Consider the following 21790-nt stretch of genomic DNA (forward strand, 5'->3'; position numbering starts at 1 on the left):
TCAGACACTAAACTTAGTGTGCTACCCACTCTACTTTGTCTAAATCTACGCCGTCTTGAAACATTTCCCACAAAGGCGACATATCACGCAAATGCGTAATCGCTTTACGGATTAGCTCAATGGCATAATCCACTTCTTCTGTGGTCGTGAAACGTCCAAAACTGAATCGAATTGAACTGTGTGCCATCTCGTCATTCAGGCCTAAGGCACGAAGCACGTAAGATGGTTCTAAACTTGCTGATGTACAGGCAGAGCCTGAAGATACCGCTAAGTCTTTTAATGACATAATCAGCGACTCACCTTCAACAAAGTTGAAGCTTACATTCAGGTTACCCGGATAACGCTGATCAAAATCACCGTTAACGAATACTTGTTCTAAATCTTTAACGCCAGCCATTAAACGGTCACGCATTGCGGTGACATGTTCAAGATCCTGTTGCATTTCTTCTTTCGCAATACGACAGGCTTCACCCATACCGACGATTTGGTGCGTCGGCAACGTACCGCTGCGCATACCACGTTCATGGCCACCACCGTGCATTTGCGCTTCCAGGCGAATGCGCGGTTTACGACGAACGTAAAGTGCACCGATACCTTTAGGTCCGTACATTTTGTGCGCCGAGAATGACATTAGGTCGACTTTCATTTCTTGTAAATCGATTGGGATCTTGCCAGCACTTTGCGCGGCATCGACATGGAATACGATTTTACGAGCACGACAAAGCTCACCGATGGCGCTGATGTCCTGAATGACACCGATTTCGTTATTCACGTGCATAATGCTGACCACAACGGTGTCATCACGCATTGCCGCTTCTAATTTGCCTAAATCGATTAATCCGTTGGCTTGTGGGTCAAGGTAAGTCACCTCAAAGCCCTGTCGTTCTAATTCACGGCAAGTGTCTAAAACTGCTTTGTGCTCAGTTTTCGCGGTGATGATGTGCTTGCCTTTTTTCTGATAAAAGCGCGCCGCACCTTTAATTGCCAGGTTGTCTGACTCGGTTGCGCCGGAAGTGAAAACAATTTCGCGAGGATCGGCATTGATTAAGTCCGCAATTTGATTGCGGGCAATATCCACAGCTTCTTCGGCTTGCCAACCAAATTTGTGAGAGCGACTTGCCGGATTACCATATGTACCGTCAGTCGTTAGGAATTTCATCATTTGTTCAGCAACACGCTTATCTACTGGTGTCGTCGCTGAGTAATCGAGATAAATTGGTAATTTCATTAATATATTGCCTCTAATAACGCTGGCTTTACCATTCGTTAATAATACTTCTGGTGGAAATCAATGTGCCGACTTGCTTATCTTCAGCATGCATCGCATGTTCAAGATCCTGTCGCTGAGCTACTTGTTGAACATCACCCTGATTCACCAATTCGGACAAGGTGATACCGCTTAAAAAATCTGCGATACGATTACTTAAGTCACGCCATAAGTTGTGAGTTAAACACTGGTGACCACCCTGACAATTGCCTTTACCCAGACATTTGGTGGCATCAACACTTTCATCTACGGCGCTAATCACATCGGCGATGGCAATCTCAGCGCTACAACGCCCTAGGCGGTAACCGCCACCGGGGCCTCGGACACTGCAAACCAAACCATGTTTACGTAATCGAGAAAATAATTGTTCAAGGTAAGACAAGGAAATGCCCTGTCGTTCAGAAATATCCGCCAATGGCACTGGCCCTTGCTCAGCATGAATGGCTACATCAAGCATTGCTGTCACCGCATAACGGCCTTTGGAAGTCAATTTCATCGTGTTACCTTTAAATTGCTGCAACGATGCTCAAAACCTTAATTAAGCGGGAATTCTTTGGTGATATTCCAGCATTCGTAAGAGCATTGCAGCGCGCATTTTACTTATCACAGTAAAATAGTCAACTAAATACCCTACTATTTTACTCAGGTATTTAGTTTACGGTCAAATTAAATTTTAGGATCAAAAGAATCTTGCGCGGATTTTCGGCGTTCTGCAGCGGCTTTTTCATCTTCGCTGAACTCACGAACATGCAACGGGGGCAGTTGATCTTCACTGACTTTACCGCCGACATGATTCACCGCAACTGTGACTTCCTGAAGCTTACGGTCTAATAACTGTACGTGATCAAGCAATCGTCCAATGGCCTTAGCAACGGGATCTGGATTATCGCTCGCTACTGCATAGGCATCAAAGCCATATTTTTTAGCCATTTCCTGGCGCTGTTGTTGCTTCTCTTGTTGCGGTTCATTGGTGCTGACAATGCGCCCAGGTATCCCTACCACGGTAGAGCCGGCAGGCACATCTTTTACCACAACCGCATTAGAACCAATACGAGCACCTTCACCGACAATGAGCGGCCCTAAGACTTTCGCGCCGGCACCTATGACGACGTTATTACCTAAGGTCGGGTGGCGTTTGCCCGCGTTCCAGCTGGTCCCACCTAACGTCACTCCATGGTAAACGGTACAATCATCACCAATTTCTGCGGTTTCGCCAATAACGATCCCCATGCCATGATCAATAAAGAAGCGGCGACCAATTGTGGCGCCGGGATGAATTTCAACGCCAGTCAGCCAGCGAAATAATGTTGAGAGAAATCGGGCCAGCCAACGAAGTTTATGTCCCCACAGCCATTTGGTCAGACAATGTCCCCAAATGGCATGCAACCCTGGGTAACTGAATAAAACTTCCAGGGCATTGCGAGCCGCGGGGTCACGGTCGAATACACTATTGATGTCTTCCTTTATTCGATCAAACATACTCTTTCCTGCTGCCAACCTCGATGAGCGGCTTATTTAATCCTTGTTGGCATTGGCGACCGTTTTATCGATGGACGCAAGGATGCCTCGTAACATTTTTAATTCTTTTCCGTCTGGACGAGCACGGTTAAACAATCGTCTTACCTTAGTCATGATTAATCCTGGATGCTTAGGGACAATAAAACCGGTTCCTTCCAGCGCTTTCTCAAAGTGTTGGTAGAATCGTTCGGTTTCCTGCACTAACGGGTATTGTGCGTCATTGTCCGCATCATCAGACACATCGCTCGTTTTTTCGGCGACGTCCTGTATTCTCGATTGTTGGACATCATCAAGATAATTCATCCGTACTTCGTAACTTAACGTTTGTACGGCCATGGCCAGGTTTAATGAACTGTATTCAGGGTTCGCCGGTATTGCCACATGAAAGTGGCAAAGCTGTAATTCATCGTTAGTCAGGCCACTGCTCTCACGACCAAACACCAAGGCAACTGGATACTGTTTGCCTTCCTCGACCATTTTTGCCCCACAATTACGCGGTTCAAGCATAGGCCACGGCAGCGTGCGTGACCGAGCACTGGTACCGACCACAAGGCCGCAATCTGAAATGGCTTCTTCCAAAGTGGAGACCACTGTCGCATTGGCAAGTACGTCGGTGGCTCCCGCGGCTAGTGCCTGGGCCTGACCGTTTGGCATCTCGATTGGATCGACCAATACCAAATTAGTTAAGCCCATGGTCTTCATCGCCCGCGCTGCAGAACCAATATTACGACAATCGGATGTGTTCACTAACACAATTTTTACGTTTTCTAACATAGATTTAATCTAAATTTTTTCGGCCATCGAATTTGCCGGCAATAATACCATAAAGCAAAGACGGATTAAGGGGTTTTACCACGAAATATTCAACAATCCGTATCGATGTCGAGCATCTACTATTTTAACTACTGCGTTGAGATTTCTAAATAATAGTTGATTCTTGTTAAGTGCAAGGCGATATAAGGCGCAGATAATCGTTTTGAAAAAAATCGTACCCAAGGTTTTTGAATCCATGATCCCTGTACATTCTATGTAAGATTTGGCAAAAGGATCATTAAGCAAATTTAAACGAACTAAACTATAGTTTTGCCAGTTACAGATACAATTTAAAATACGGTTTTATTCGCAACCCAGAAGTCTTTCTGGTATGATGCGCGCCGCTTAAAATTGTTCTTTTAAAAATTGGGGTAGTCATCTATGCATCCGATGCTAAACATCGCTGTGCGCGCTGCGCGTAGTGCCGGTAACGTTATATCTCGCGCTTTCGAGCAACTTGATAAAGTTGAAATAGAAGCCAAAGGCAGTAACGATATTGTTACTAACATTGATAAACAAGCTGAATCTGTTATCAAAGATATCATTCTCAAATCGTATCCTGAACACGCCATTATTGGCGAGGAAACAGGACTAACCGCTGGGAAAGATAGCGATTATCAGTGGGTTATCGATCCTCTTGATGGTACCACCAATTTTGTACGCGGCATTCCTCATTTTGCCGTATCGATCGCACTCAAAGTCAAAGGTAAGCTTGATCAAGCCGTTATCTATGATCCAATCCGAGGCGAATTATTCACCGCCAGTCGTGGTAAAGGCGCACAACTGAATAATGTCAGACTTCGCGTCAAAGGCGGCAAAGAATTGTCCGGCAGCATTTTGGCCACAGGCTTCCCTTACAAACAAAAGCATAATACGGATGCCTATTTAGCGATGTTCAGTGATTTGTTTGCGAAAAGCGCAGATATCCGCCGTGCCGGTAGTGCAGCACTTGATTTAGCTTACGTTGCAGCAGGCCGCATGGACGGTTACTGGGAACTTGGGCTTAAGCCTTGGGACACTGCCGCTGGTGAATTGCTTGTTATCGAAGCCGGTGGCTTGGTTACCGACTTTGTTGGTGGACACCAACATGGTACCAGTGGCAATATCGTTGCCGCGAACCCGCGATTAACCAAAGAAATCCTTACGGACATTCGCCCGCACCTTACCCCGGCGATGAAAGCAAAGTAAGCACACCGCTTAGCATCTACCTTTAACAAAAAGGGGACTGATTTATCAGTCCCCTTTTTTCGTATTGTTTCATCTCGTTTGTGTAGATTCGTACTGTCTTAAATCCGAATTAATGGGATTATTGATAACCACCAAAAGAACCGGCAGGACCCGGGAAAACCACCGGAGATTCAAAGCCGTCTTTTGACACACTGGCAACGCCAAAGAAATAATTATCAATCACAATATTGTCCAGCGTAAAACGCTCAACATTCCCTACATACTGACTGTGGGTCCATTGCGGCTCTGTTGTTAAACGCCAATAGATTCGATAGCCCGCAAGGTTTTCAGCCTGCTTGCCCTGCGGTTTTAGCCAGGAAAGAGTCGTTGATGGCTGCACTGCCCCTTTAATTTCCACACCCGCCGGTGGCGCAGGAGCCCAGGCCAGTGAAGCCATCGTGACGGCATTCAACGAAGTGAGCTTGGCATTAAAGTCAAAATCAACACCGCTGATCACATCACCATATTCACGATTATTTTCACTTCTAAGATCCTGATGCTGGCGATCATAATGCTCATTCGTTTCCATAATTCTTACCGCTGGAAATCCTACCAGGTTAAATGGTCGATGATGGCCTCCACGCGCAAATCGATCCAATCGATAAACCATCATAATGTCGAGATTCGGGATATATCTATCGGCGATGACATCAATATAGCGGGCTAGATTTCGTGATGGTGAATCCACTTCCCCTCCGGTAAATCTGCGCAACCTCGCTTCCTGTGCTGTCTCAGTGACACGTACACCCTCAGAAAATACCCGTGCCGTGGTGTTATTAATGACGCCATTAATACCTGCGATATTCCCTATCATGTCGTTGTTCACCACCGCTTCGACACGCCAGTTATCTTCTAGCGCTTGCTCTGCCATGATTTTACCACCGAATAGCCCCTGTTCTTCACCGGATAATGCGGCATAGACTAAGGTTCCATTAAATTGGTATTTACTGAGCATCCGTGCCGCCTCGATCACTCCGGCAACGCCGCTGGCATTATCGTTAGCACCCGGCGAAACTGATGTAAAATCAAGAGGATCTGTAACTCTCGAATCGATGTCGCCACTCATAATAATGTGCCGATTAGGATCTGTTGTGCCTTTTTGTATGGCAATAATATTTACCACTTCGGTAGGGTTTGGAATTCGGGTCTCACCAGAAAACGTCCGCTTTTGTTCAATGACTTCCAGGCAACCACCACATTGCTCCGAAATTTTTTCAAATTCATGTTTTATCCAACGCCGCGCAGCACCGATCCCATGGGTATCCGATTCAGTTTCTGACAACGTATGGCGAGTGCCAAAGCTAACCAATGTGGTTACATCATTTCGCAGGTTTTCAGCACTCGCGGATTTTTGAATGTCTCTGAGTATTGGATGTTCAGAAGGTGGTACAACGAGCGGTTCAAAAGCCTGAGCAGGAAGCTGCAGGAAAGCGCTAAATACCAATGCCACAGGCAATGGGCGTAGCAAACTCGAAAATGGGTTTTGTTTAAACATGGATTTTCCTTATTATTATTCGCTCGAATTGCCACGTACGATTATCAATGATGGTTGGATATATATCGCCGTATTGGCACGATTGCAAAACTCGCGAATGGCCATCCTTACCGTTTTTTCAATTGAGTGCAACAAACTCGCAATCGTAATACGGTAAGTGGCCATTTGTTGTCGATAAACGTCAGGATATACGCCTAAAACCATTGTCCCTGACATTCACTCCACAAAACGAACACAGCTGCAGTTAATATTCATTGATGGAAACAATGTTAATAACCAAAAGGAATATTAAATAGATATTAAATCGTTAGTGGTTATTACAAACCTGTTTAAACTTAGCTTAGGTTAAACTCATGTATCAATAAACTATGCAACTCCCAGCATCAAAATCCAACTTTAAACCGGGCGAAATCGCCTTAATTGGCGCAGGTCCCGGCGATGCTGAGCTACTTACTGTCAAAGCCGTTCGTTTTCTGCAACATGCCGATGTTGTGGTTTATGATCGTCTGGTTTCAAGAGACATACTCAACTTACTGCCAGACAATGCCCGAAGAATATACGTTGGTAAGGAGTTGAATCGTCATAGCGTGCCCCAGGAAAAAATTAATGAAACTCTGGTCGAGCTTGCGCGTAAGCAAATGCGAGTTGTCCGCCTTAAGGGGGGAGATAGCTTTATCTTTGGTCGTGGCTCAGAAGAACTCAATTACATTCTCGAGCAACAGGTTTCCGCCCATGTGATCCCTGGCATCACCGCGGCCTCTGGGTGCACTACCTATGCGGGGATCCCATTGACCCATAGAGGGTTAGCTCACAGCTGTAGCTTCATTACCGGGCACTTTTCAAAAGACGGTGAATTAATCTTGCCCTGGCAGAACTACATTGATAGCGGCCAAACACTGGTGTTTTACATGGGCATAAAAAGCTCAGCAACCATTGCTAAGCAGTTGATTAAGCACGGCAGAGCACCATCGACTCCCGCCGCAATCATTCATAGCGGTACGCAAAACAATCAAAAGGTTTGGCGAACAACACTGCAAACTTTACCCACCTTAATCGCAAATGAAGAAGTTAAATCTCCCAGTCTATTGGTGATAGGTGATGTCGTAAATGCGGTTCAGATCGCTCAGCAGGCCCCCCTTACGGCAAAGATGAATCCGATATCAGCGAATGCCTATTTTTCTCCTGCTCCAGTGCCCATTGATAGAACCGCATAGATAAAGCGCCCACCAACATTCCTACATCGACGGGCTCCGGGTTGACTGCGCCAGAGCGCTTGTCGAATGGGTTTTTAGCCGGTCATAAGGTTCACTGACATGTTCGCGTTTATCTCTAGACGTTGCGGATGCCAGTTTTAACAAACCACAAACCACAAACCACAAACCACAAACCAAGACTATCCTGGTGCGAATTTTAGGGCATAGACTAAATTTATTAATGGGTTTTGGATAAAAGGAAAACCAATGGTAAAAATCTTGTCGAGTAGCGTATTACTATTTGCAATATTGCTGTTGCCTCATGCTCCAGCTCAAGCAATAGAACCACTGCAATCTACTGAATTGGAGAGCATGTGCGAGGCTTATCAGCAACAACCTAGCAGTACTGAGGCCAGGCTATGCATTCGCTATATCAAAGGGTTTATTGATGGTGCCATTGCGATTGATGCCAATATCGCGAAACGCCAGATCCAGTCTGATGGGGTAACAAGCCGGGCAATGCAAACACGAACCACAGCAAGGTACAGCACCACGAGCAATAGCGATTTTTGTCTGGGTAGCCCTGTCGCTATCGAAGATGTTGTGATCAATGTGGTCGACTGGCTTGCGCAACACGATATTGACAACGTACTGGCCTGGGTGAGCGTGCACCAGGCACTGAAAGCCTCGTATCCATGTCCTGGATAAAGACGTTAGCGAGCGTAATCTTGTGTGATTTCCTGACATTCTAACCGCGAGGCTGTCCTGTCCCGTCGCCGTTAAGCGGTAAGTGGTAAGAGGTAAGTTGTAAGCGATAAGCGGTAAGCGGTAAGCGGTAAGCGATAAGCGGTAAGCGGTAAGCGGTAAGCGGTAAGCGGTAAGCGGCAAGCGATAAGCGGTAAGCGGTAAGCGGTAAGCGGTAAGCGGTAAGCGGTAGAAATATTGAAACACAAAAAAACCACCCATTGGGTGGTTTTTAACATGCATCAAAAATCCTTGAAAACCTAAGGCATCAATTCTTCCTGATCGGCACCTTCTTTTTCGATAACTTCTGGGATCAAGTCTTCTTTTGAAATACCTAATCCAAGTGCTACGGTACTGGCGACATAAATTGAAGAGTATGTACCCACAAATATACCAAACAGCAACGCGGTAGCAAAACCGTGGATCAAAGGGCCGCCTATAAAGAACAAGGCAAGCAATACCAAAAACGTCGTTAATGACGTGATCATGGTACGACTCAGAGTTTGCGTCAAAGAAATATTAATGATTTCTTCTGGCTCCCCTTTGCGGATTTTACGGAAATTCTCACGGATACGATCTGAAACCACGATGGTATCGTTGAGAGAGTAACCGATAACCGCGAGTATCGCCGCAAGTACCGTTAAATCAAACTCGATTTGCAGTACCGAAAACAAGCCTAAGGTTAATATCACATCGTGGGCAAGTGCCGTAACAGAACCCAGTGCGAAGCGCCATTCAAAGCGAAATGCCACATAAATCAAGATACAGATCAATGCGGTTAACATTGCCAGACCACCTTGCTCTGTCAGCTCTTCCCCGACATTGGCACCGACAAATTCGATACGACGCATTTCAATGTCTTGGCCCGTTCCGTCTTTAAGTAACTTCAGGATTTCGTTGCCCAGCATTTCAGCTTTAACATTGTCACGCTGGCCCAAACGGATCAGCACGTCATTGGCACTGCCGAATAACTGAACAACAGCATCGTCATAGCCGCCCTGCTCCATCACCTTGCGCACTTCGCCAAGATTTGCCGGTTGATCAAAGCCAACCTCAATCAGAGTACCGCCGGTAAAATCGAGACCTAAATTCAGTTTATTGACGGATAACGACACGATTGACGCAAGAACCATTACCAAGCTAAATATCATCGCAGACTTGCGAAATGACATGAAAGGTACGGTGTTTTTAAGTTTTAATAATTGCATAATGTTCACCTGACCTATATCGATAGCTTATCGACTTTCTTACCACCCCAAACCGCATTTACGACAGCACGAGTACCAATAATTGAGGTAAACATGGAAGTAATAATACCGATAGAGAGAGTAACGGCGAAGCCTTTAATCGGGCCCGTACCTACCGCAAACAATATAATAGCCGCGATTAACGTCGTAATATTGGCATCAAAAATCGTTGAAAATGCCGCATCGTAACCTTGGTGAATAGATTGCTGAACACTCTTACCTTCGCGCAACTCTTCACGAATCCGCTCAAAAATAAGAACGTTGGCATCAACGGCCATACCGACGGTAAGAACAATACCCGCCATACCTGGTAAGGTTAGGGTTGCACCTGGGATTAACGACATAATGCCGACAATCAATATCAGGTTTGCCGCCAACGCCAGGTTTGCCACCACACCAAATTTACGGTAGTAGAACATCATAAATGCCAATACCATGGCAAAGCCCCACATAATCGCCTGCAGACCAAGTTGAACATTTTCCGCACCCAAGGATGGACCTACAGTACGTTCTTCAACAATCGCAATCGGCGCAATCAAAGCACCTGCGCGAAGCAATAGCGCCAAATTGTGAGCAGATGCAGGTGATCGTTCACCGGTGATCTGAAAACTACGACCTAAGCGAGATTGAATGGTCGCAACAGAAATCACTTCCATTTCTTTCTTAAACTTCAGGCTGCCATCGGGGTTGTTACCGCTCGCAACACTCTCAATAAAGACAGTGGCCATCGGCTTACCCACATTACCTTTGGTACCACGTGACATTTTATCGCCACCCGCCGCGTCGAGATCAACGTAAACTGCAGGCTGTTGAGATTGTTGATCACGTCCAGAGTTCGCCCCAACAATATGTTCACCTTGCAAGATCGAACGTTTTTTCAAAAGCACCGGACGATTGTCCTGGTCATAGACCACAAACGATCCCGGAGGTACCCGACCATTAACTGCCGAATTAACATCGCCATCTTGATCGACCATATGGAAGCTTAGGGTTGCCGTTGCACCTAAAATCTCTTTGGCTTTGGCAGTATCCTGGACACCTGGTAATTCAACCACAATATGCTTTTGTCCCTGACGCTGCACCAAAGGTTCAGCAACACCAAGTTCATTAACACGATTACGAATAATGGTAATATTCTGAGAGATGGCGTTTTCGCGGGTTTCTCTGATTTTTTGCTCAGACATGGTGACTTTCAAAGACAGCTTGTCTTCGTTATCAACAAATAGATAACCTGGGTCGACGCGCTTTAGGACACGTTCAGCCTGCTCGAGATCTTCGACATTACGTAAAATCACTTCCACACCGTTACCGGCTTCAGCAACACGCTTATAACGGATTTTCTCTTCACGCAATTTGGCGCGAAACGTATCTGTCATATTGACCTTAGCGCGATCCATCGCCGTTTTCATATCCACTTCCATCAGAAAGTGCACACCACCGGATAAATCCAGACCCAGTTTCATGGGCACGGCGCCGATACTGTCAAGCCAGTCAGGCGTGGCAGGGGTCAAGTTAAGCGCAACGGAATATTCATCGCTCAGTCCTTTCATCAAGGTATCGCGAGCATTCTGTTGATTTTCGTAATTATCAAAACGAACAAGAATCTGTCCGTTTTCCAGAGCAGCACTTTGATAGCGGATATTACCGTTATCCAATTCGCTCTTTACTGTGTCTAACGTAGACGCAGTAACTTCCAGGCCACGTTTCCCGGAAATTTGAACTGCGGGGTCTTCACCGTACAAGTTTGGCAACGCATAAAGCGCGCCAAAAAAGAGGAGAAAAACCACCATCAAGGATTTCCATAACGGATATTTATTTAACACGAGACTGTCCTTACAGTGACTTCATAGTTCCCTTAGGAAGTACAGCGGTGATCGCTGCTTTTTGTACAGTAACTTCTGTACCTTCAGCAATCGCGACAACGATGAAATCTTTTTCATCACTGACTTTAACGATTTTGCCGACAACACCACCTTGGGTTAGAACTTCATCGTTCTTACCTAGTGCTGACATTAGGCTCTTGTGCTCTTTCACTCGCTTAGCTTGCGGACGGTAGATCATAAAATAAAAGATCAAACCAAATACCGCCAACATGATCAGCATTTCAAATCCACCACCTGATTGTGGTTGCCCTGCTGCGTATGCTTTACTAATAAAAAAATCCATAACTTCCTCTTTATACAATGATTACCCTTAGGTAACTTATTTTAAATTATTCTTAACTGTTGCCTGAACTGTCTGGTTTCGCGCCCAATGGGGGCACGTCCATCCCACGTAACGCATAAAACTCGGCGACAAAGTCGTCTAATTTACCTTGCTCAATGGCATCACGCAAATCTTGCATGACCCGCTGATAAAATCTCAGGTTATGCATAGTATTCAATTGTGCTCCAAGAATCTCGTTACATTTATCCAAATGATGGAGATATGCTTTCGAATAATTCTTGCAGGTATAACAATCACACTCGGGATCCAAAGGGCCGGTATCTGTCTTATTTTTGGCGTTGCGAATCTTCACAACACCATTAGTGACAAACAAATGGCCATTACGGGCGTTTCGGGTTGGCATCACACAATCGAACATATCGATACCGCGACGCACACCTTCAACCAGGTCTTCAGGTTTCCCTACTCCCATTAGATATCGGGGCTTTTCTTTGGGGATCAAGTCCGGAGTGTGATCAAGAATTTTAATCATCTCATCTTTCGGTTCACCAACCGATAAACCACCAATCGCATAACCGTCAAAATCGATATCTAACAGGCCTTGCGCTGAGACTTCTCTGAGGTCTTCATACATACCGCCCTGAACAATACCAAACAAGGCGGACGGATTATCGCCATGCGCCTGCTTTGAACGTTTGGCCCAGCGTAACGATAATTCCATCGACGCTTTTGCCTCTTCATGGGTTGCTGGATAGGGCGTACATTCATCAAAAATCATCACCACATCAGAGCCAAGACTACGTTGTACTTCCATAGAACGTTCAGGGGTTAACATAATTTTTTCACCATTAACCGGCGAACGAAATTCCACGCCTTTTTCGGTGATTTTACGCATTTCACCAAGACTGAACACCTGGAACCCCCCGGAATCGGTTAGGATAGGCTTGTGCCAGTTCATAAAATCATGCAAATCACCATGTTGCTCGATGATTTCCGTGCCAGGACGTAGCATTAAATGGAAGGTGTTACCCAACAAGATGTGCGCACCGGTCGCTTCCACTTCATCGGTGGTCATGCCTTTTACCGTGCCATAGGTGCCTACCGGCATAAAAGCTGGAGTTTCGACGACTCCTCGGTCGAATATCAAGCGGCCACGACGGGCTTTGCCGTCTTGATTAATTAATTCGTACTTCATATTGTCTTCCTCACCAAGCAGCGAAACAGGCCACTGGCGTATAGTTTCAAACTTGGGCTAAGTATATCAAAAGCCACAAGCACGTGTTTATTTCCAGGCAGAGTGTTTAAATTGCTTTGCCTGAAACATTAAAGGTTTTGTTGTTTTGTTAAAAACATCGCATCACCGTAACTGAAAAAACGATATTTTTCCGCCACAGCCTGTTGATAAGCATCGATAATATGTTGATAGCCAGAAAATGCACTGACTAGCATTAGCAACGTCGATTCCGATAAATGAAAATTGGTGATCAGGCAATCCACCACTCGAAACTCAAATCCCGGGGTAATGAAAATATCGGTATCACCATAAAATTCAGCCAATGGCTGGCCATTTTCATGGTGAAACTTCGCCGCACTTTCTAATGAACGCACAGAAGTGGTACCAACCGCGATGACACGCTTGCCATTGGCTTTCGTTTGTTGGATTTGGGCAATGACTTCAGCACTGACCTCCACATATTCAGAGTGCATCTCGTGCTCATCGATGTTTTCGACACGTACAGGCTGAAAGGTACCAGCGCCAACATGCAAGGTGATAAACGCCAGTTTCACACCTCTATTTTGAATTTTTTCGAGTAACGCTTCATCAAAATGCAATCCCGCCGTCGGTGCTGCCACGGCACCCGGTTTTTCATTGTAAACCGTTTGGTAGCGCTCTTTATCGGATTCTTCATCGGGACGATCGATGTAGGGTGGCAGCGGCATATGGCCGATATCTTCCAAAACCTCTAAGATTGATTGTCCTGGGTCGATTTGCAATTCAAATAGAGCGCCATGGCGTGCGACCATTGTGGCTTCAACCTTACCTTCGAGCAATAATTTCGCGCCGGGTTTTGGTGACTTACTTGAGCGTATATGAGCAAGAGCACGATGCTGATCGAGAATACGCTCAACCAAAACTTCGATTTTGCCACCGCTCGCTTTGGTACCAAACATACGGGCAGGAATTACCCGGGTATTATTAAATACCAATAAATCACCAGGGTTAAGCATATCGACAACATTGGCAAAGGTTTTATGGTCAATCGTGCCACTATTACCATCAAGAGCCATTAAACGGCTGGCTGTACGTTGAGCTTGCGGATAACGAGCAATCAGCTCATCCGGTAAATCAAAAGCAAAATCGCTAACGCGTTTGGTCATTTTTATGCACCAAAAATCGAGGTTAAAAAATCCGCGACAGTTTAGTGCCCGAGGCCTTTAATAGCAAGTAATACCTACCCGTTTGACAAAGTCCGGGCAGATGAGAAAGTTGGAAAATTTACAGGGAGGATGGAAATTACCGTCAAGATGACAAGGACTGGTCAATACCAAACAATTAAAAATCAATGTAAACAGAGCGTTAGAATAAACTCCGTTACCAAAAGCGCATCAAATTTTAACCTAGACAAAAAGCAAATCAATCGCTGAATGCAAATTAAGATATCGCTTACGAATATAGTATGTTTTTAGTGACGAATAGGTCATCGGCAATCGTTTTATTTAACGCGCTACCATAGGGCGAGCTCGTACTGCGGTTACTTGCTGCGAGCAGTATCCGCTTGACTCTCGATCTCAGGCTGTGACTTCAAGTCTTCATGGGTGAGTTTAGATTCCACATAATTTATATCGACATTCACCCGCTTGTTAACTGGTTTACATTCAGAGGCTTTATTCGGGCGCGTTAGCTTGCGTAGCATTTTCAAAAAATTCATGCATAACATCCTTTTAGTCATTGATAACGAGCCGTTGGTGGGGGACGAGCCAGGTTACAATACTTGCTTAGTTTAAATGAGTACTGCTTAATTTATCAGCATTCTATGGTCATTCATCGTGCATTTCAACCCTAACTATATGAAATATAGAGATTTTAAGTTTATTGTTTATAACGAAAGTTTATCACTGAGCTGCCAATACAATACCAAATCACGACTTGGTGACCTTAAAACACGATGAGCCAATGGCCATAAATTGACCATTAACTGCCACAGACCAAGCTCAGATGGTAGAATATCGATCACCTTCCCGCCCCTTACCGAATAAGCGATTGCACAATAAAACAGCAGTTGCAGCACTTCGTTAAAAAAATCCCTAAATAGCCCTTTACCTTTGTCTTTGGTTGGGTATAATGCTCAGCCATTGCAGGGGTGTAGTTCCAATTGGTAGAACGGCGGTCTCCAAAACCGACGGTTGGGAGTTCGAGTCTCTCCACCCCTGCCATTCTTTTCATGCCAACCCTTTTCAAACTCACTTAATCGAATTCAAGTTAAATTAAGTTGCGTTTAAATTCACAGTTTTCATCACTTATCCGATTTTATTTCAATTACTTAAACGTTAATCGTGATAATCAAGCCTAAATATTTCAAGAAAAACCCGGTTGATTTCTAGGTTGTTGTGAATTTTTCTGTCATTATTAACTGATGTTTAAATTAGCCCTGAATATCTGGTGCACTGTTTTATGAGCTTAAACCGTAAACAATTTGATTACCTGCAAGCCATGGGGATAAGTGTTTGGTCGGCCCGGGAAGAAAAGTTTTCAACCCTTGAAGGGAAAGATGACAATCGGATAATTATCGACCAGAGCAATAAAATTATTGCTCAGTTAAATACTTTACAAAGTCATCCTAAGGTTAATAAAAGCAAGCCAAAATCCACCAAGCAGCAACCCAAATTATCTGCCAAACAACAACTTGAAGCCTGTGCCGACAGTCGCTGGTTTGCGGATCTTTTAGTCTGGCTTGGCTATACAAACACAGATATCACGATTGATGACAACGGCCTGCATTTTGGTGATTATTGTTGGCAATTTCATAACAAAGATATTATTGAGTTTTCTGACCGGCATATCAAAACACCCGTTTTGGCCAGTGAATCCCCAACCAATAAACAAAAACGTCAGTTATTTAACTGGTTTAAGTCTCATCTCAAAAGTTAATTCGTAAAGAGCCCGGTAGTATTTATGAGTGTAATTAAGTCGTTCTCTGTTAGTGACATCGATCCTATTCATGCCATTGAAGTTGCGTGTAACCCATTTCCCTGGTCTCGCAAAACGCTTCAGGGTTGTTTTGGCCCAAGATACATTACCCGCGGCATTATGGTTGATAATCAATGGTGTGGTTTTTATGTCGCCGATTACGTAGTCGATGAAATGACTCTAATGGAAATTGCGATACACCCAAGCTGGCAACGTCGTGGTTATGGCAACGCCTTGTTAAATGATCTGTTTCACCAGGCGGATAAGCTCAATATCCGCCAATGTTTTTTGGAAGTTCGCGCCAGTAATTTTGCGGCTCAGCTTTTGTATATCAACCATGATTTTTCCCAGATTGACCGGCGCACCGGCTATTACCCGGCGCAGACGGGCCATGAGGATGCCATTATCATGCGTAAATCCCTTGACGTTGCAGCGCTTATAGAAAAGTAACCCTCCCTACGGATGAATATTTGTTGTTGGCAGTGAGAAATGGCTGTCAGCGGATAAATATTTGCTAAAATTTTCTCCATAAATACTGCTCATTATCGACGCATTCGTTATAATGGCGCGTTTTTTAATAATTTTGAGTACCTGGTGTGTTTTTCTGATCACTGAAAATCGGATTAGTACCGGGCAAACCTCTCATTCATCGGGCTAAATTTTAGTATGACGATACAACTGCAGGAAGTCGCAAAACGCCGTACTTTCGCCATAATCTCTCACCCAGATGCGGGTAAGACGACAATCACCGAAAAGGTGTTGCTTTTTGGTCAGGCGTTACAGACCGCTGGTACGGTAAAAGGCAAGAAGTCTGGGCAACATGCCAAATCAGACTGGATGGAAATGGAAAAAGATCGGGGCATCTCGATTACCACCTCGGTTATGCAGTTCCCTTATGCTGATTGCCTGGTCAATCTACTCGACACCCCAGGCCACGAAGACTTTTCAGAAGATACCTACCGCACGCTGACCGCAGTCGATAGTTGTTTAATGGTTATCGATACCGCCAAAGGTGTTGAGGACAGAACCATTAAGTTAATGGAAGTTACTCGTCTACGTGATACACCGATTATTACGTTTATGAACAAAATGGATCGTGACGTTCGCGATCCGATTGAAGTCATGGATGAAGTAGAAAGCATTCTGAAAATTAAGTGTTCTCCGGTTACCTGGCCGATAGGTATGGGTAAAGAGTTTAAAGGTGTTTACAACCTGCTGACCGATGAAGTCGTATTGTATCAGTCAGGTCAAGGTCATACCATCCAGGAAAAACGGATCATTAAAGGCGTTGATAGCCCTGAACTCGATGCGGTCATCGGCACCTACGCCGACGATTTGCGTGAAGAGTTAGAGTTGGTTCAAGGCGCATGCCATGAGTTTAACTTAGAAGAGTTTCTGGCTGGTGAGCTAACCCCGGTCTATTTTGGTACTGCGCTTGGTAACTTTGGTGTCGATCACATGCTTGATGGCCTGACAAAATGGGCGCCAAAGCCGCAGTCTCGACAAACCGACCTTCGCGAAGTAAAAGCCGAAGAAGAAAAATTCTCCGGTTTTGTTTTTAAAATTCAAGCCAACATGGATCCAAAACACCGTGACCGTATCGCCTTTATGCGTATCTGTTCAGGCAAATACACCAAGGGTATGAAAATGCGTCAGGTACGCATTGGTAAGGACGTAAAAATTGCCGACGCGGTTACCTTTATGGCGGGCGATCGCGCTAACGTAGAAGAAGCTTTTGCCGGTGATATTATTGGCTTGCACAATCACGGTTCAATCCAGATCGGCGATACCTTTACTGCCGGTGAAGAAATGAAATTTAGTGGCATTCCCAACTTCGCTCCGGAAATGTTCCGCCGCATTCGATTACGCGATCCGCTTAAAGCCAAGCAACTGCAAAAAGGCCTGATACAGCTATCCGAAGAAGGTGCGGTACAGGTATTCAGACCTTTGGCAAACAACGATATGATTGTCGGCGCTGTTGGTGTATTGCAATTTGAAGTCGTCGTCCACCGTCTTAAGACAGAGTACAACGTCGATGCGATTTATGAGCCAATCTCCGTCGCCACCGCTCGTTGGGTTTACTGCAACGATGAGAAAACCATGGCCACGTTTGAAAGAAAAGCCCATGACAACTTAGCGCTCGATGGCGGCAACAACTTAACGTATATTGCCCCAACCATGGTCAACCTGAACCTGACTCAGGAACGCTATCCCGATGTTAAATTCCACAAAACCCGTGAACATTAATTATGAATATTCGTCACTTACTGAATGAAAAAGTCAGCGCTGCTATGGTTGCCGCTGGATTGCCTGCCGACACAAACCCTGCAGTCAGCGGTTCTAATCGTCCACAGTTTGGTGATTACCAGGCTAATGGTGTTATGGGCGCTGCCAAAAAACTGAAAACAAACCCAAGAGAATTGGCACAAAAAGTCATTGCCGAATTGGATCTATCAGAGATTGCCGACCAGGTAGAAATTGCTGGCCCAGGATTTATTAATATCCATTTAAGCCCGGCTTGGTTAGCAACACAACTGCAACTGGCTAACCAGGATGACAGACTTAGTGTTAGCCAAAGCCAACAACCCAAGCAAGTGGTTGTGGATTACTCGGCACCCAATCTCGCCAAAGAGATGCACGTCGGTCATTTACGCTCGACCATTATTGGTGATGCGGTTGTCCGTGCATTAGAGTTTCGCGGCGAACAGGTTATTCGTCAGAATCATATGGGCGACTGGGGTACTCAGTTTGGCATGTTACTGGCACATTTAAGCGATAAACTTGCCCATGATGAGGTTGCCGAAACCGCCCTGGCTGATCTTGAAGATTTTTATCGCCAGGCGAAAGTGCGATTTGATGAAGAACAAGGGTTTGCCGATCGTGCCCGCGATTACGTGGTAAAACTGCAAGGCGGCGATGCGTCCTGCCTGGCACTTTGGAAATTATTCATTGATATTTCCATCCATCACAGTGAAGAGATTTATCAAAAGCTCAATGTCACCCTAACTCGTGACGATATTATGGGTGAAAGTGCCTATAACCCTGATTTGCCGAAAGTCATTGATACCCTGATGGAGAAAAACATTGCGGTAGAAGATCAGGGTGCGAAAGTCGTCTTTATTGAAGAAATGGCGAACAAAGACGGCGATCCTTCGGTTTTCATCGTGCAAAAATCTGGCGGCGGATATTTGTATGCGACGACGGATTTATCCGCTTGTCGTTATCGCAGCTTTGATTTAGATGCGGATCGCATCATCATTTTCACTGATGCTCGTCAGGCGTTGCACTTCAAACAAGTTGAGATTACCGCCCGTAAAGCCGGTTTTTTACCTCAAGATACTGCCTATGATCATTGCCCGTTCGGGATGATGATGGGGAGCGATGGCAAACCATTTAAAACCCGCAGTGGGGGCACGGTAAAACTGGCTGAGTTACTTGACGAAGCGGTGAGTCGCGCACAAACCCTAATGGCTGATAAAATTGCCGATTTTTCTGAACAAGAGCGTGATGAAATTGCCCGTAAGGTTGGTATCGGTGCAGTAAAATTTGCCGATTTATCAAAAAACCGCACCAGCGATTATATCTTCAACTGGGATACCATGCTTAGTTTTGAAGGTGCCACCGCGCCGTATTTGCAATATGCTTATGTGCGTATCCAAAGTATCTTCAAAAAAGCCGCAGTCGATACCAGTAACCTGACCGGCGATATCCTCATCGCCACGCCTCAGGAAAAAGCTCTGGCGGTGAAATTACTACAGCTTGAAGAAGTTCTGGATGCGGTGATTAGCGAATGTACACCAAACCTGTTGTGTAACTACCTATATGAGCTGGCAAGCCTGTACATGAGTTTTCATGAAGCCTGTCCAATCCTCAAAGACGGTATTGCAGATAACGTCAAGCAATCGCGTTTACAACTGTGTCAACTGATATCAAAAACCCTGGAACAAGGCCTCGGGTTATTGGGTATTGAAGTAATGGACAGAATGTAGCCACTTGAATTTTCATGAATATCAAAAGAGCTAGCCTAAGGGTTAGCTTTTTTTTAACCAAAATATTCTCATTTCGAATATTTTGGTTGTTTTTCAGCCAGCATTTTCATATATTACAGTTTGCTTAAAAACCAAGGATAGTATGATGAAAATAAAGGAATATTTTCAAGATGATGGGCTCACTAAAGTCATCATGCTCACCATTGCTTTAGTATTTTCGGTGTTATTCATTTTATTTATGATATTCAACGTCAAATACTTACTACCTATCTCTTTCACCTCCGCGTTGTTGATATCCAGCTTTGCCTTATTTGGCCTTGGCATTTTATTCTGGTTTGGTTATCGATTTATCTGGCTTGCAGGTAAAGTAAATGATATCGCCAATTAGTTTTGTCATTTCGTTTGTCACAGGGTCAAAAACCAAGTGTGCGACAGCATCGCTAAATCGACGAGAAGTTACTGACATCAGTCGCGATTGAATTTATAGTTAAACGAACCCGTTTACCATCGTGTTTAAATTGTGAAATTCACCGATAGCCATTGCCATCTAGACTTTGCGGATTTCGATCAATCCCGTCCTACCCTGATACATCAATTAACGCAGTCTGGAATTGGGCGTATTATTATACCCGGCGTCAGCGCCAAGCACTGGCAGCGACAACTTGACACTTGTGGGTCTTTCTCGGGGTGTTATTTCGGCTTCGGTATTCATCCATGGTGGATTAACAATGCCCGGCAGGACGACTTAACCAAGCTTGAACGCTACTTAAGTACAAAAAGTCGCGTTGTCGCGCTCGGCGAAATAGGCCTGGACGCTCACATAGACGATATGGATAAACAGATCCGTTTTTTCGAACAACAGCTATCACTGGCGAATACGCTGGCGCTCCCGGTTTTAATCCACCATCGACAAACTCATCATTTAATTATCCCGATATTGAAACAAATGCGCTTAACGCATGGCGGGGTTATCCACGCCTTTTCAGGTAGTTACCAACAAGCAAAACAATACCTGGGGTTAGGATTTAAATTGGGTATTGGCGGTGTCATTACTTACGAGAGAGCGAAAAAAACGCGACATGCGGTAGCCAAATTGCCACTAGATAGCCTAGTCCTTGAAACCGACGCCCCTTCGATGCCGTTGCAGGGGCAGCAAGGTCAAGCCAACTCACCGACAAATGTCGTAAAGGTATTCCAGCATTTATGCGATTTACGCGAGGAGCCTCCCACGAAAATCGCCGCCCAAATAGAGCAAAACTGCGAGCAGTTATTTACGTTTTAAACCCGGTATTCTTAAGCTCGGAGTTGTCGGGTGGTTATACCAATACAGAACGACCATCGCGCCCAGCAACAACATTAAAATAAACGCCAGATTGTCGCGCTGCCGTTCATTAAAATCATCAATCAAACTTTGCGCATTAAAATTGATGCGTAAATAGCCTAATAATTGCTGGTCTCGTATTTCTGCAACGTATGGGGACTGATATGGACTGGTGTCATTTTCCCCGGCGGCAAGTTCAGGAATAATTTTTTGTGCCGATTTAGAGTGGGCGATAAGCTGACCATGATTGTCATAAACCAATACTTGATCAACCCATGGGTTTTCTTCCATTTGTTCAGCCAACTGTCGTAGCCCCTGACGCTGGCCTTGTTGTAGCAGTATTTTCGTACTCAATACCGCCTGACTCATAAACCCTCGGGCAATCTCTTCGACGTGCTGACTCATGACCTGTTGGTTTTTATATATACGCACAATAGAACTATTAAAAATAATCAGCAGTAACACAATCGTCATAAAAATTGGAAGCAGACGATTAACCGTATGCTTGAGCCGCGAAATCATTGTCGACATTGATTTTTCCTGTGTAAAATCAGGGATAATACCAATTCATATCATCATACAAATTGGTATTAAAAAAATGAAAATAAAGTTTTAATCATA

General features: G+C 44.9%; 23 protein-coding genes and 1 tRNA gene. 10 read left to right on the plus strand and 14 right to left on the minus strand.

Annotated features, from left to right (window positions below):
• Window positions 1-13 precede the first annotated feature (13 nt).
• The 4 genes from FE810_RS14195 to trmJ form a co-directional block, all read right to left on the minus strand.
• Complete coding sequence (locus FE810_RS14195) at window positions 14-1228, minus strand: IscS subfamily cysteine desulfurase (RefSeq protein ID WP_138320809.1); 1215 nt, start codon at window positions 1226-1228, stop codon at window positions 14-16.
• A gap of 28 nt (window positions 1229-1256) precedes the next feature.
• Complete coding sequence (gene iscR, locus FE810_RS14200; protein WP_138320811.1) at window positions 1257-1763, minus strand: Fe-S cluster assembly transcriptional regulator IscR; 507 nt, start codon at window positions 1761-1763, stop codon at window positions 1257-1259.
• Between the two features lie 170 nt (window positions 1764-1933).
• On the minus strand, window positions 1934-2764 hold the full coding sequence (cysE, locus tag FE810_RS14205) for a serine O-acetyltransferase (RefSeq protein WP_281278336.1): 831 nt from the start codon (window positions 2762-2764) through the stop codon (window positions 1934-1936).
• Between the two features lie 18 nt (window positions 2765-2782).
• Complete coding sequence (gene trmJ / locus FE810_RS14210; protein WP_138320814.1) at window positions 2783-3559, minus strand: tRNA (cytosine(32)/uridine(32)-2'-O)-methyltransferase TrmJ; 777 nt, start codon at window positions 3557-3559, stop codon at window positions 2783-2785.
• A gap of 420 nt (window positions 3560-3979) precedes the next feature.
• On the opposite strand from trmJ, the gene suhB reads away from it, so the two are divergent.
• Window positions 3980-4786 carry an inositol-1-monophosphatase gene (suhB, locus tag FE810_RS14215; protein ID WP_138320816.1) on the plus strand — a complete coding sequence of 269 codons (807 nt, stop codon included), beginning with the start codon at window positions 3980-3982 and terminating at the stop codon, window positions 4784-4786.
• 118 nt (window positions 4787-4904) lie between these two features.
• Here suhB and FE810_RS14220 read toward each other — a convergent pair whose 3' ends face one another.
• Window positions 4905-6320, minus strand: a complete 1416-nt coding sequence (locus FE810_RS14220; protein WP_138320818.1) for a M28 family peptidase — start codon at window positions 6318-6320, stop codon at window positions 4905-4907.
• Between the two features lie 15 nt (window positions 6321-6335).
• Window positions 6336-6536 (minus strand): hypothetical protein, encoded by a 201-nt coding sequence (locus tag FE810_RS14225; protein WP_138320820.1) that lies wholly within the window; start codon window positions 6534-6536, stop codon window positions 6336-6338.
• 152 nt (window positions 6537-6688) lie between these two features.
• Here FE810_RS14225 and cobA point away from each other — a divergent pair, with 152 nt between their 5' ends.
• Window positions 6689-7534 (plus strand): uroporphyrinogen-III C-methyltransferase, encoded by an 846-nt coding sequence (cobA, locus tag FE810_RS14230; protein ID WP_138320822.1) that lies wholly within the window; start codon window positions 6689-6691, stop codon window positions 7532-7534.
• Between the two features lie 246 nt (window positions 7535-7780).
• The gene (locus FE810_RS17110; protein WP_171022379.1) at window positions 7781-8221 is read left to right on the plus strand and encodes a Rap1a/Tai family immunity protein; all 441 of its coding nucleotides are present in this window, start codon (window positions 7781-7783) and stop codon (window positions 8219-8221) included.
• Window positions 8222-8292: 71 nt separating this feature from the next.
• Here FE810_RS17110 and FE810_RS14235 read toward each other — a convergent pair whose 3' ends face one another.
• The 7 genes from FE810_RS14235 to FE810_RS17115 all read right to left on the minus strand — a co-directional run bounded on the left by FE810_RS14235 (window position 8293) and on the right by FE810_RS17115 (window position 14906).
• Complete coding sequence (locus tag FE810_RS14235; RefSeq protein ID WP_171022380.1) at window positions 8293-8496, minus strand: hypothetical protein; 204 nt, start codon at window positions 8494-8496, stop codon at window positions 8293-8295.
• Window positions 8497-8517: 21 nt separating this feature from the next.
• Entirely contained in the window at window positions 8518-9465 is a 948-nt protein-coding gene (gene secF, locus FE810_RS14240) for a protein translocase subunit SecF (protein WP_138320824.1), read from the minus strand.
• 14 nt (window positions 9466-9479) lie between these two features.
• Window positions 9480-11327, minus strand: a complete 1848-nt coding sequence (gene secD, locus FE810_RS14245; protein WP_138320826.1) for a protein translocase subunit SecD — start codon at window positions 11325-11327, stop codon at window positions 9480-9482.
• 10 nt (window positions 11328-11337) lie between these two features.
• The gene (yajC, locus tag FE810_RS14250) at window positions 11338-11670 is read right to left on the minus strand and encodes a preprotein translocase subunit YajC (RefSeq protein WP_138320828.1); all 333 of its coding nucleotides are present in this window, start codon (window positions 11668-11670) and stop codon (window positions 11338-11340) included.
• Window positions 11671-11722: 52 nt separating this feature from the next.
• A complete protein-coding gene (gene tgt, locus FE810_RS14255) occupies window positions 11723-12865 on the minus strand; it encodes a tRNA guanosine(34) transglycosylase Tgt (RefSeq protein ID WP_138320830.1) in 1143 nt (380 codons plus the stop codon).
• Window positions 12866-12993: 128 nt separating this feature from the next.
• Window positions 12994-14049 carry a tRNA preQ1(34) S-adenosylmethionine ribosyltransferase-isomerase QueA gene (gene queA, locus FE810_RS14260; RefSeq protein ID WP_138320832.1) on the minus strand — a complete coding sequence of 352 codons (1056 nt, stop codon included), beginning with the start codon at window positions 14047-14049 and terminating at the stop codon, window positions 12994-12996.
• Between the two features lie 719 nt (window positions 14050-14768).
• A complete protein-coding gene (locus tag FE810_RS17115; protein WP_171022381.1) occupies window positions 14769-14906 on the minus strand; it encodes a hypothetical protein in 138 nt (45 codons plus the stop codon).
• A 122-nt stretch (window positions 14907-15028) separates the two neighbouring features.
• Here FE810_RS17115 and FE810_RS14265 point away from each other — a divergent pair.
• The 7 genes from FE810_RS14265 (at window position 15029) to FE810_RS14295 (ending at window position 21130) form a co-directional block, all read left to right on the plus strand.
• Window positions 15029-15105: transfer RNA gene (locus FE810_RS14265), tRNA-Trp, on the plus strand.
• Window positions 15106-15343: 238 nt separating this feature from the next.
• Entirely contained in the window at window positions 15344-15820 is a 477-nt protein-coding gene (locus FE810_RS14270) for a hypothetical protein (RefSeq protein ID WP_138320834.1), read from the plus strand.
• A 24-nt stretch (window positions 15821-15844) separates the two neighbouring features.
• Window positions 15845-16309 carry a ribosomal protein S18-alanine N-acetyltransferase gene (gene rimI, locus FE810_RS14275; protein ID WP_138320836.1) on the plus strand — a complete coding sequence of 155 codons (465 nt, stop codon included), beginning with the start codon at window positions 15845-15847 and terminating at the stop codon, window positions 16307-16309.
• Window positions 16310-16525: 216 nt separating this feature from the next.
• Complete coding sequence (prfC, locus tag FE810_RS14280; protein ID WP_138320838.1) at window positions 16526-18106, plus strand: peptide chain release factor 3; 1581 nt, start codon at window positions 16526-16528, stop codon at window positions 18104-18106.
• Window positions 18107-18108: 2 nt separating this feature from the next.
• Window positions 18109-19848, plus strand: a complete 1740-nt coding sequence (gene argS, locus FE810_RS14285; protein ID WP_138320840.1) for an arginine--tRNA ligase — start codon at window positions 18109-18111, stop codon at window positions 19846-19848.
• 142 nt (window positions 19849-19990) lie between these two features.
• Window positions 19991-20236, plus strand: a complete 246-nt coding sequence (locus FE810_RS14290; RefSeq protein WP_138320842.1) for a hypothetical protein — start codon at window positions 19991-19993, stop codon at window positions 20234-20236.
• A 132-nt stretch (window positions 20237-20368) separates the two neighbouring features.
• Window positions 20369-21130, plus strand: a complete 762-nt coding sequence (locus tag FE810_RS14295) for a TatD family hydrolase (protein WP_171022382.1) — start codon at window positions 20369-20371, stop codon at window positions 21128-21130.
• On the opposite strand, the gene FE810_RS14300 is transcribed toward FE810_RS14295, so the two are convergent.
• Window positions 21116-21700, minus strand: a complete 585-nt coding sequence (locus FE810_RS14300; RefSeq protein WP_138320845.1) for an AhpA/YtjB family protein — start codon at window positions 21698-21700, stop codon at window positions 21116-21118. The genes FE810_RS14295 and FE810_RS14300 overlap by 15 nt on opposite strands.
• Between the last annotated feature and the right edge of the window lie 90 nt (window positions 21701-21790).

Source organism: Thalassotalea litorea (assembly GCF_005843925.1).
Lineage (GTDB): Bacteria > Pseudomonadota > Gammaproteobacteria > Enterobacterales > Alteromonadaceae > Thalassotalea_A > Thalassotalea_A litorea_A.

Coding starts and splice junctions, on each gene's coding strand:
- FE810_RS14290 (WP_138320842.1), top strand. CDS start 19,991: ATGATGAAAATAAAGGAATATTTTCAAGATGATGGGCTCACTAAAGTC.
- trmJ (WP_138320814.1), bottom strand. CDS start 3,559: ATGTTAGAAAACGTAAAAATTGTGTTAGTGAACACATCCGATTGTCGT.
- FE810_RS14225 (WP_138320820.1), bottom strand. CDS start 6,536: ATGTCAGGGACAATGGTTTTAGGCGTATATCCTGACGTTTATCGACAA.
- suhB (WP_138320816.1), top strand. CDS start 3,980: ATGCATCCGATGCTAAACATCGCTGTGCGCGCTGCGCGTAGTGCCGGT.
- prfC (WP_138320838.1), top strand. CDS start 16,526: ATGACGATACAACTGCAGGAAGTCGCAAAACGCCGTACTTTCGCCATA.
- FE810_RS14235 (WP_171022380.1), bottom strand. CDS start 8,496: ATGTTAAAAACCACCCAATGGGTGGTTTTTTTGTGTTTCAATATTTCT.
- iscR (WP_138320811.1), bottom strand. CDS start 1,763: ATGAAATTGACTTCCAAAGGCCGTTATGCGGTGACAGCAATGCTTGAT.
- FE810_RS14300 (WP_138320845.1), bottom strand. CDS start 21,700: ATGTCGACAATGATTTCGCGGCTCAAGCATACGGTTAATCGTCTGCTT.
- cobA (WP_138320822.1), top strand. CDS start 6,689: ATGCAACTCCCAGCATCAAAATCCAACTTTAAACCGGGCGAAATCGCC.
- FE810_RS14270 (WP_138320834.1), top strand. CDS start 15,344: ATGAGCTTAAACCGTAAACAATTTGATTACCTGCAAGCCATGGGGATA.
- FE810_RS17110 (WP_171022379.1), top strand. CDS start 7,781: ATGGTAAAAATCTTGTCGAGTAGCGTATTACTATTTGCAATATTGCTG.
- rimI (WP_138320836.1), top strand. CDS start 15,845: ATGAGTGTAATTAAGTCGTTCTCTGTTAGTGACATCGATCCTATTCAT.
- FE810_RS14195 (WP_138320809.1), bottom strand. CDS start 1,228: ATGAAATTACCAATTTATCTCGATTACTCAGCGACGACACCAGTAGAT.
- yajC (WP_138320828.1), bottom strand. CDS start 11,670: ATGGATTTTTTTATTAGTAAAGCATACGCAGCAGGGCAACCACAATCA.
- argS (WP_138320840.1), top strand. CDS start 18,109: ATGAATATTCGTCACTTACTGAATGAAAAAGTCAGCGCTGCTATGGTT.
- secF (WP_138320824.1), bottom strand. CDS start 9,465: ATGCAATTATTAAAACTTAAAAACACCGTACCTTTCATGTCATTTCGC.
- FE810_RS14220 (WP_138320818.1), bottom strand. CDS start 6,320: ATGTTTAAACAAAACCCATTTTCGAGTTTGCTACGCCCATTGCCTGTG.
- tgt (WP_138320830.1), bottom strand. CDS start 12,865: ATGAAGTACGAATTAATTAATCAAGACGGCAAAGCCCGTCGTGGCCGC.
- queA (WP_138320832.1), bottom strand. CDS start 14,049: ATGACCAAACGCGTTAGCGATTTTGCTTTTGATTTACCGGATGAGCTG.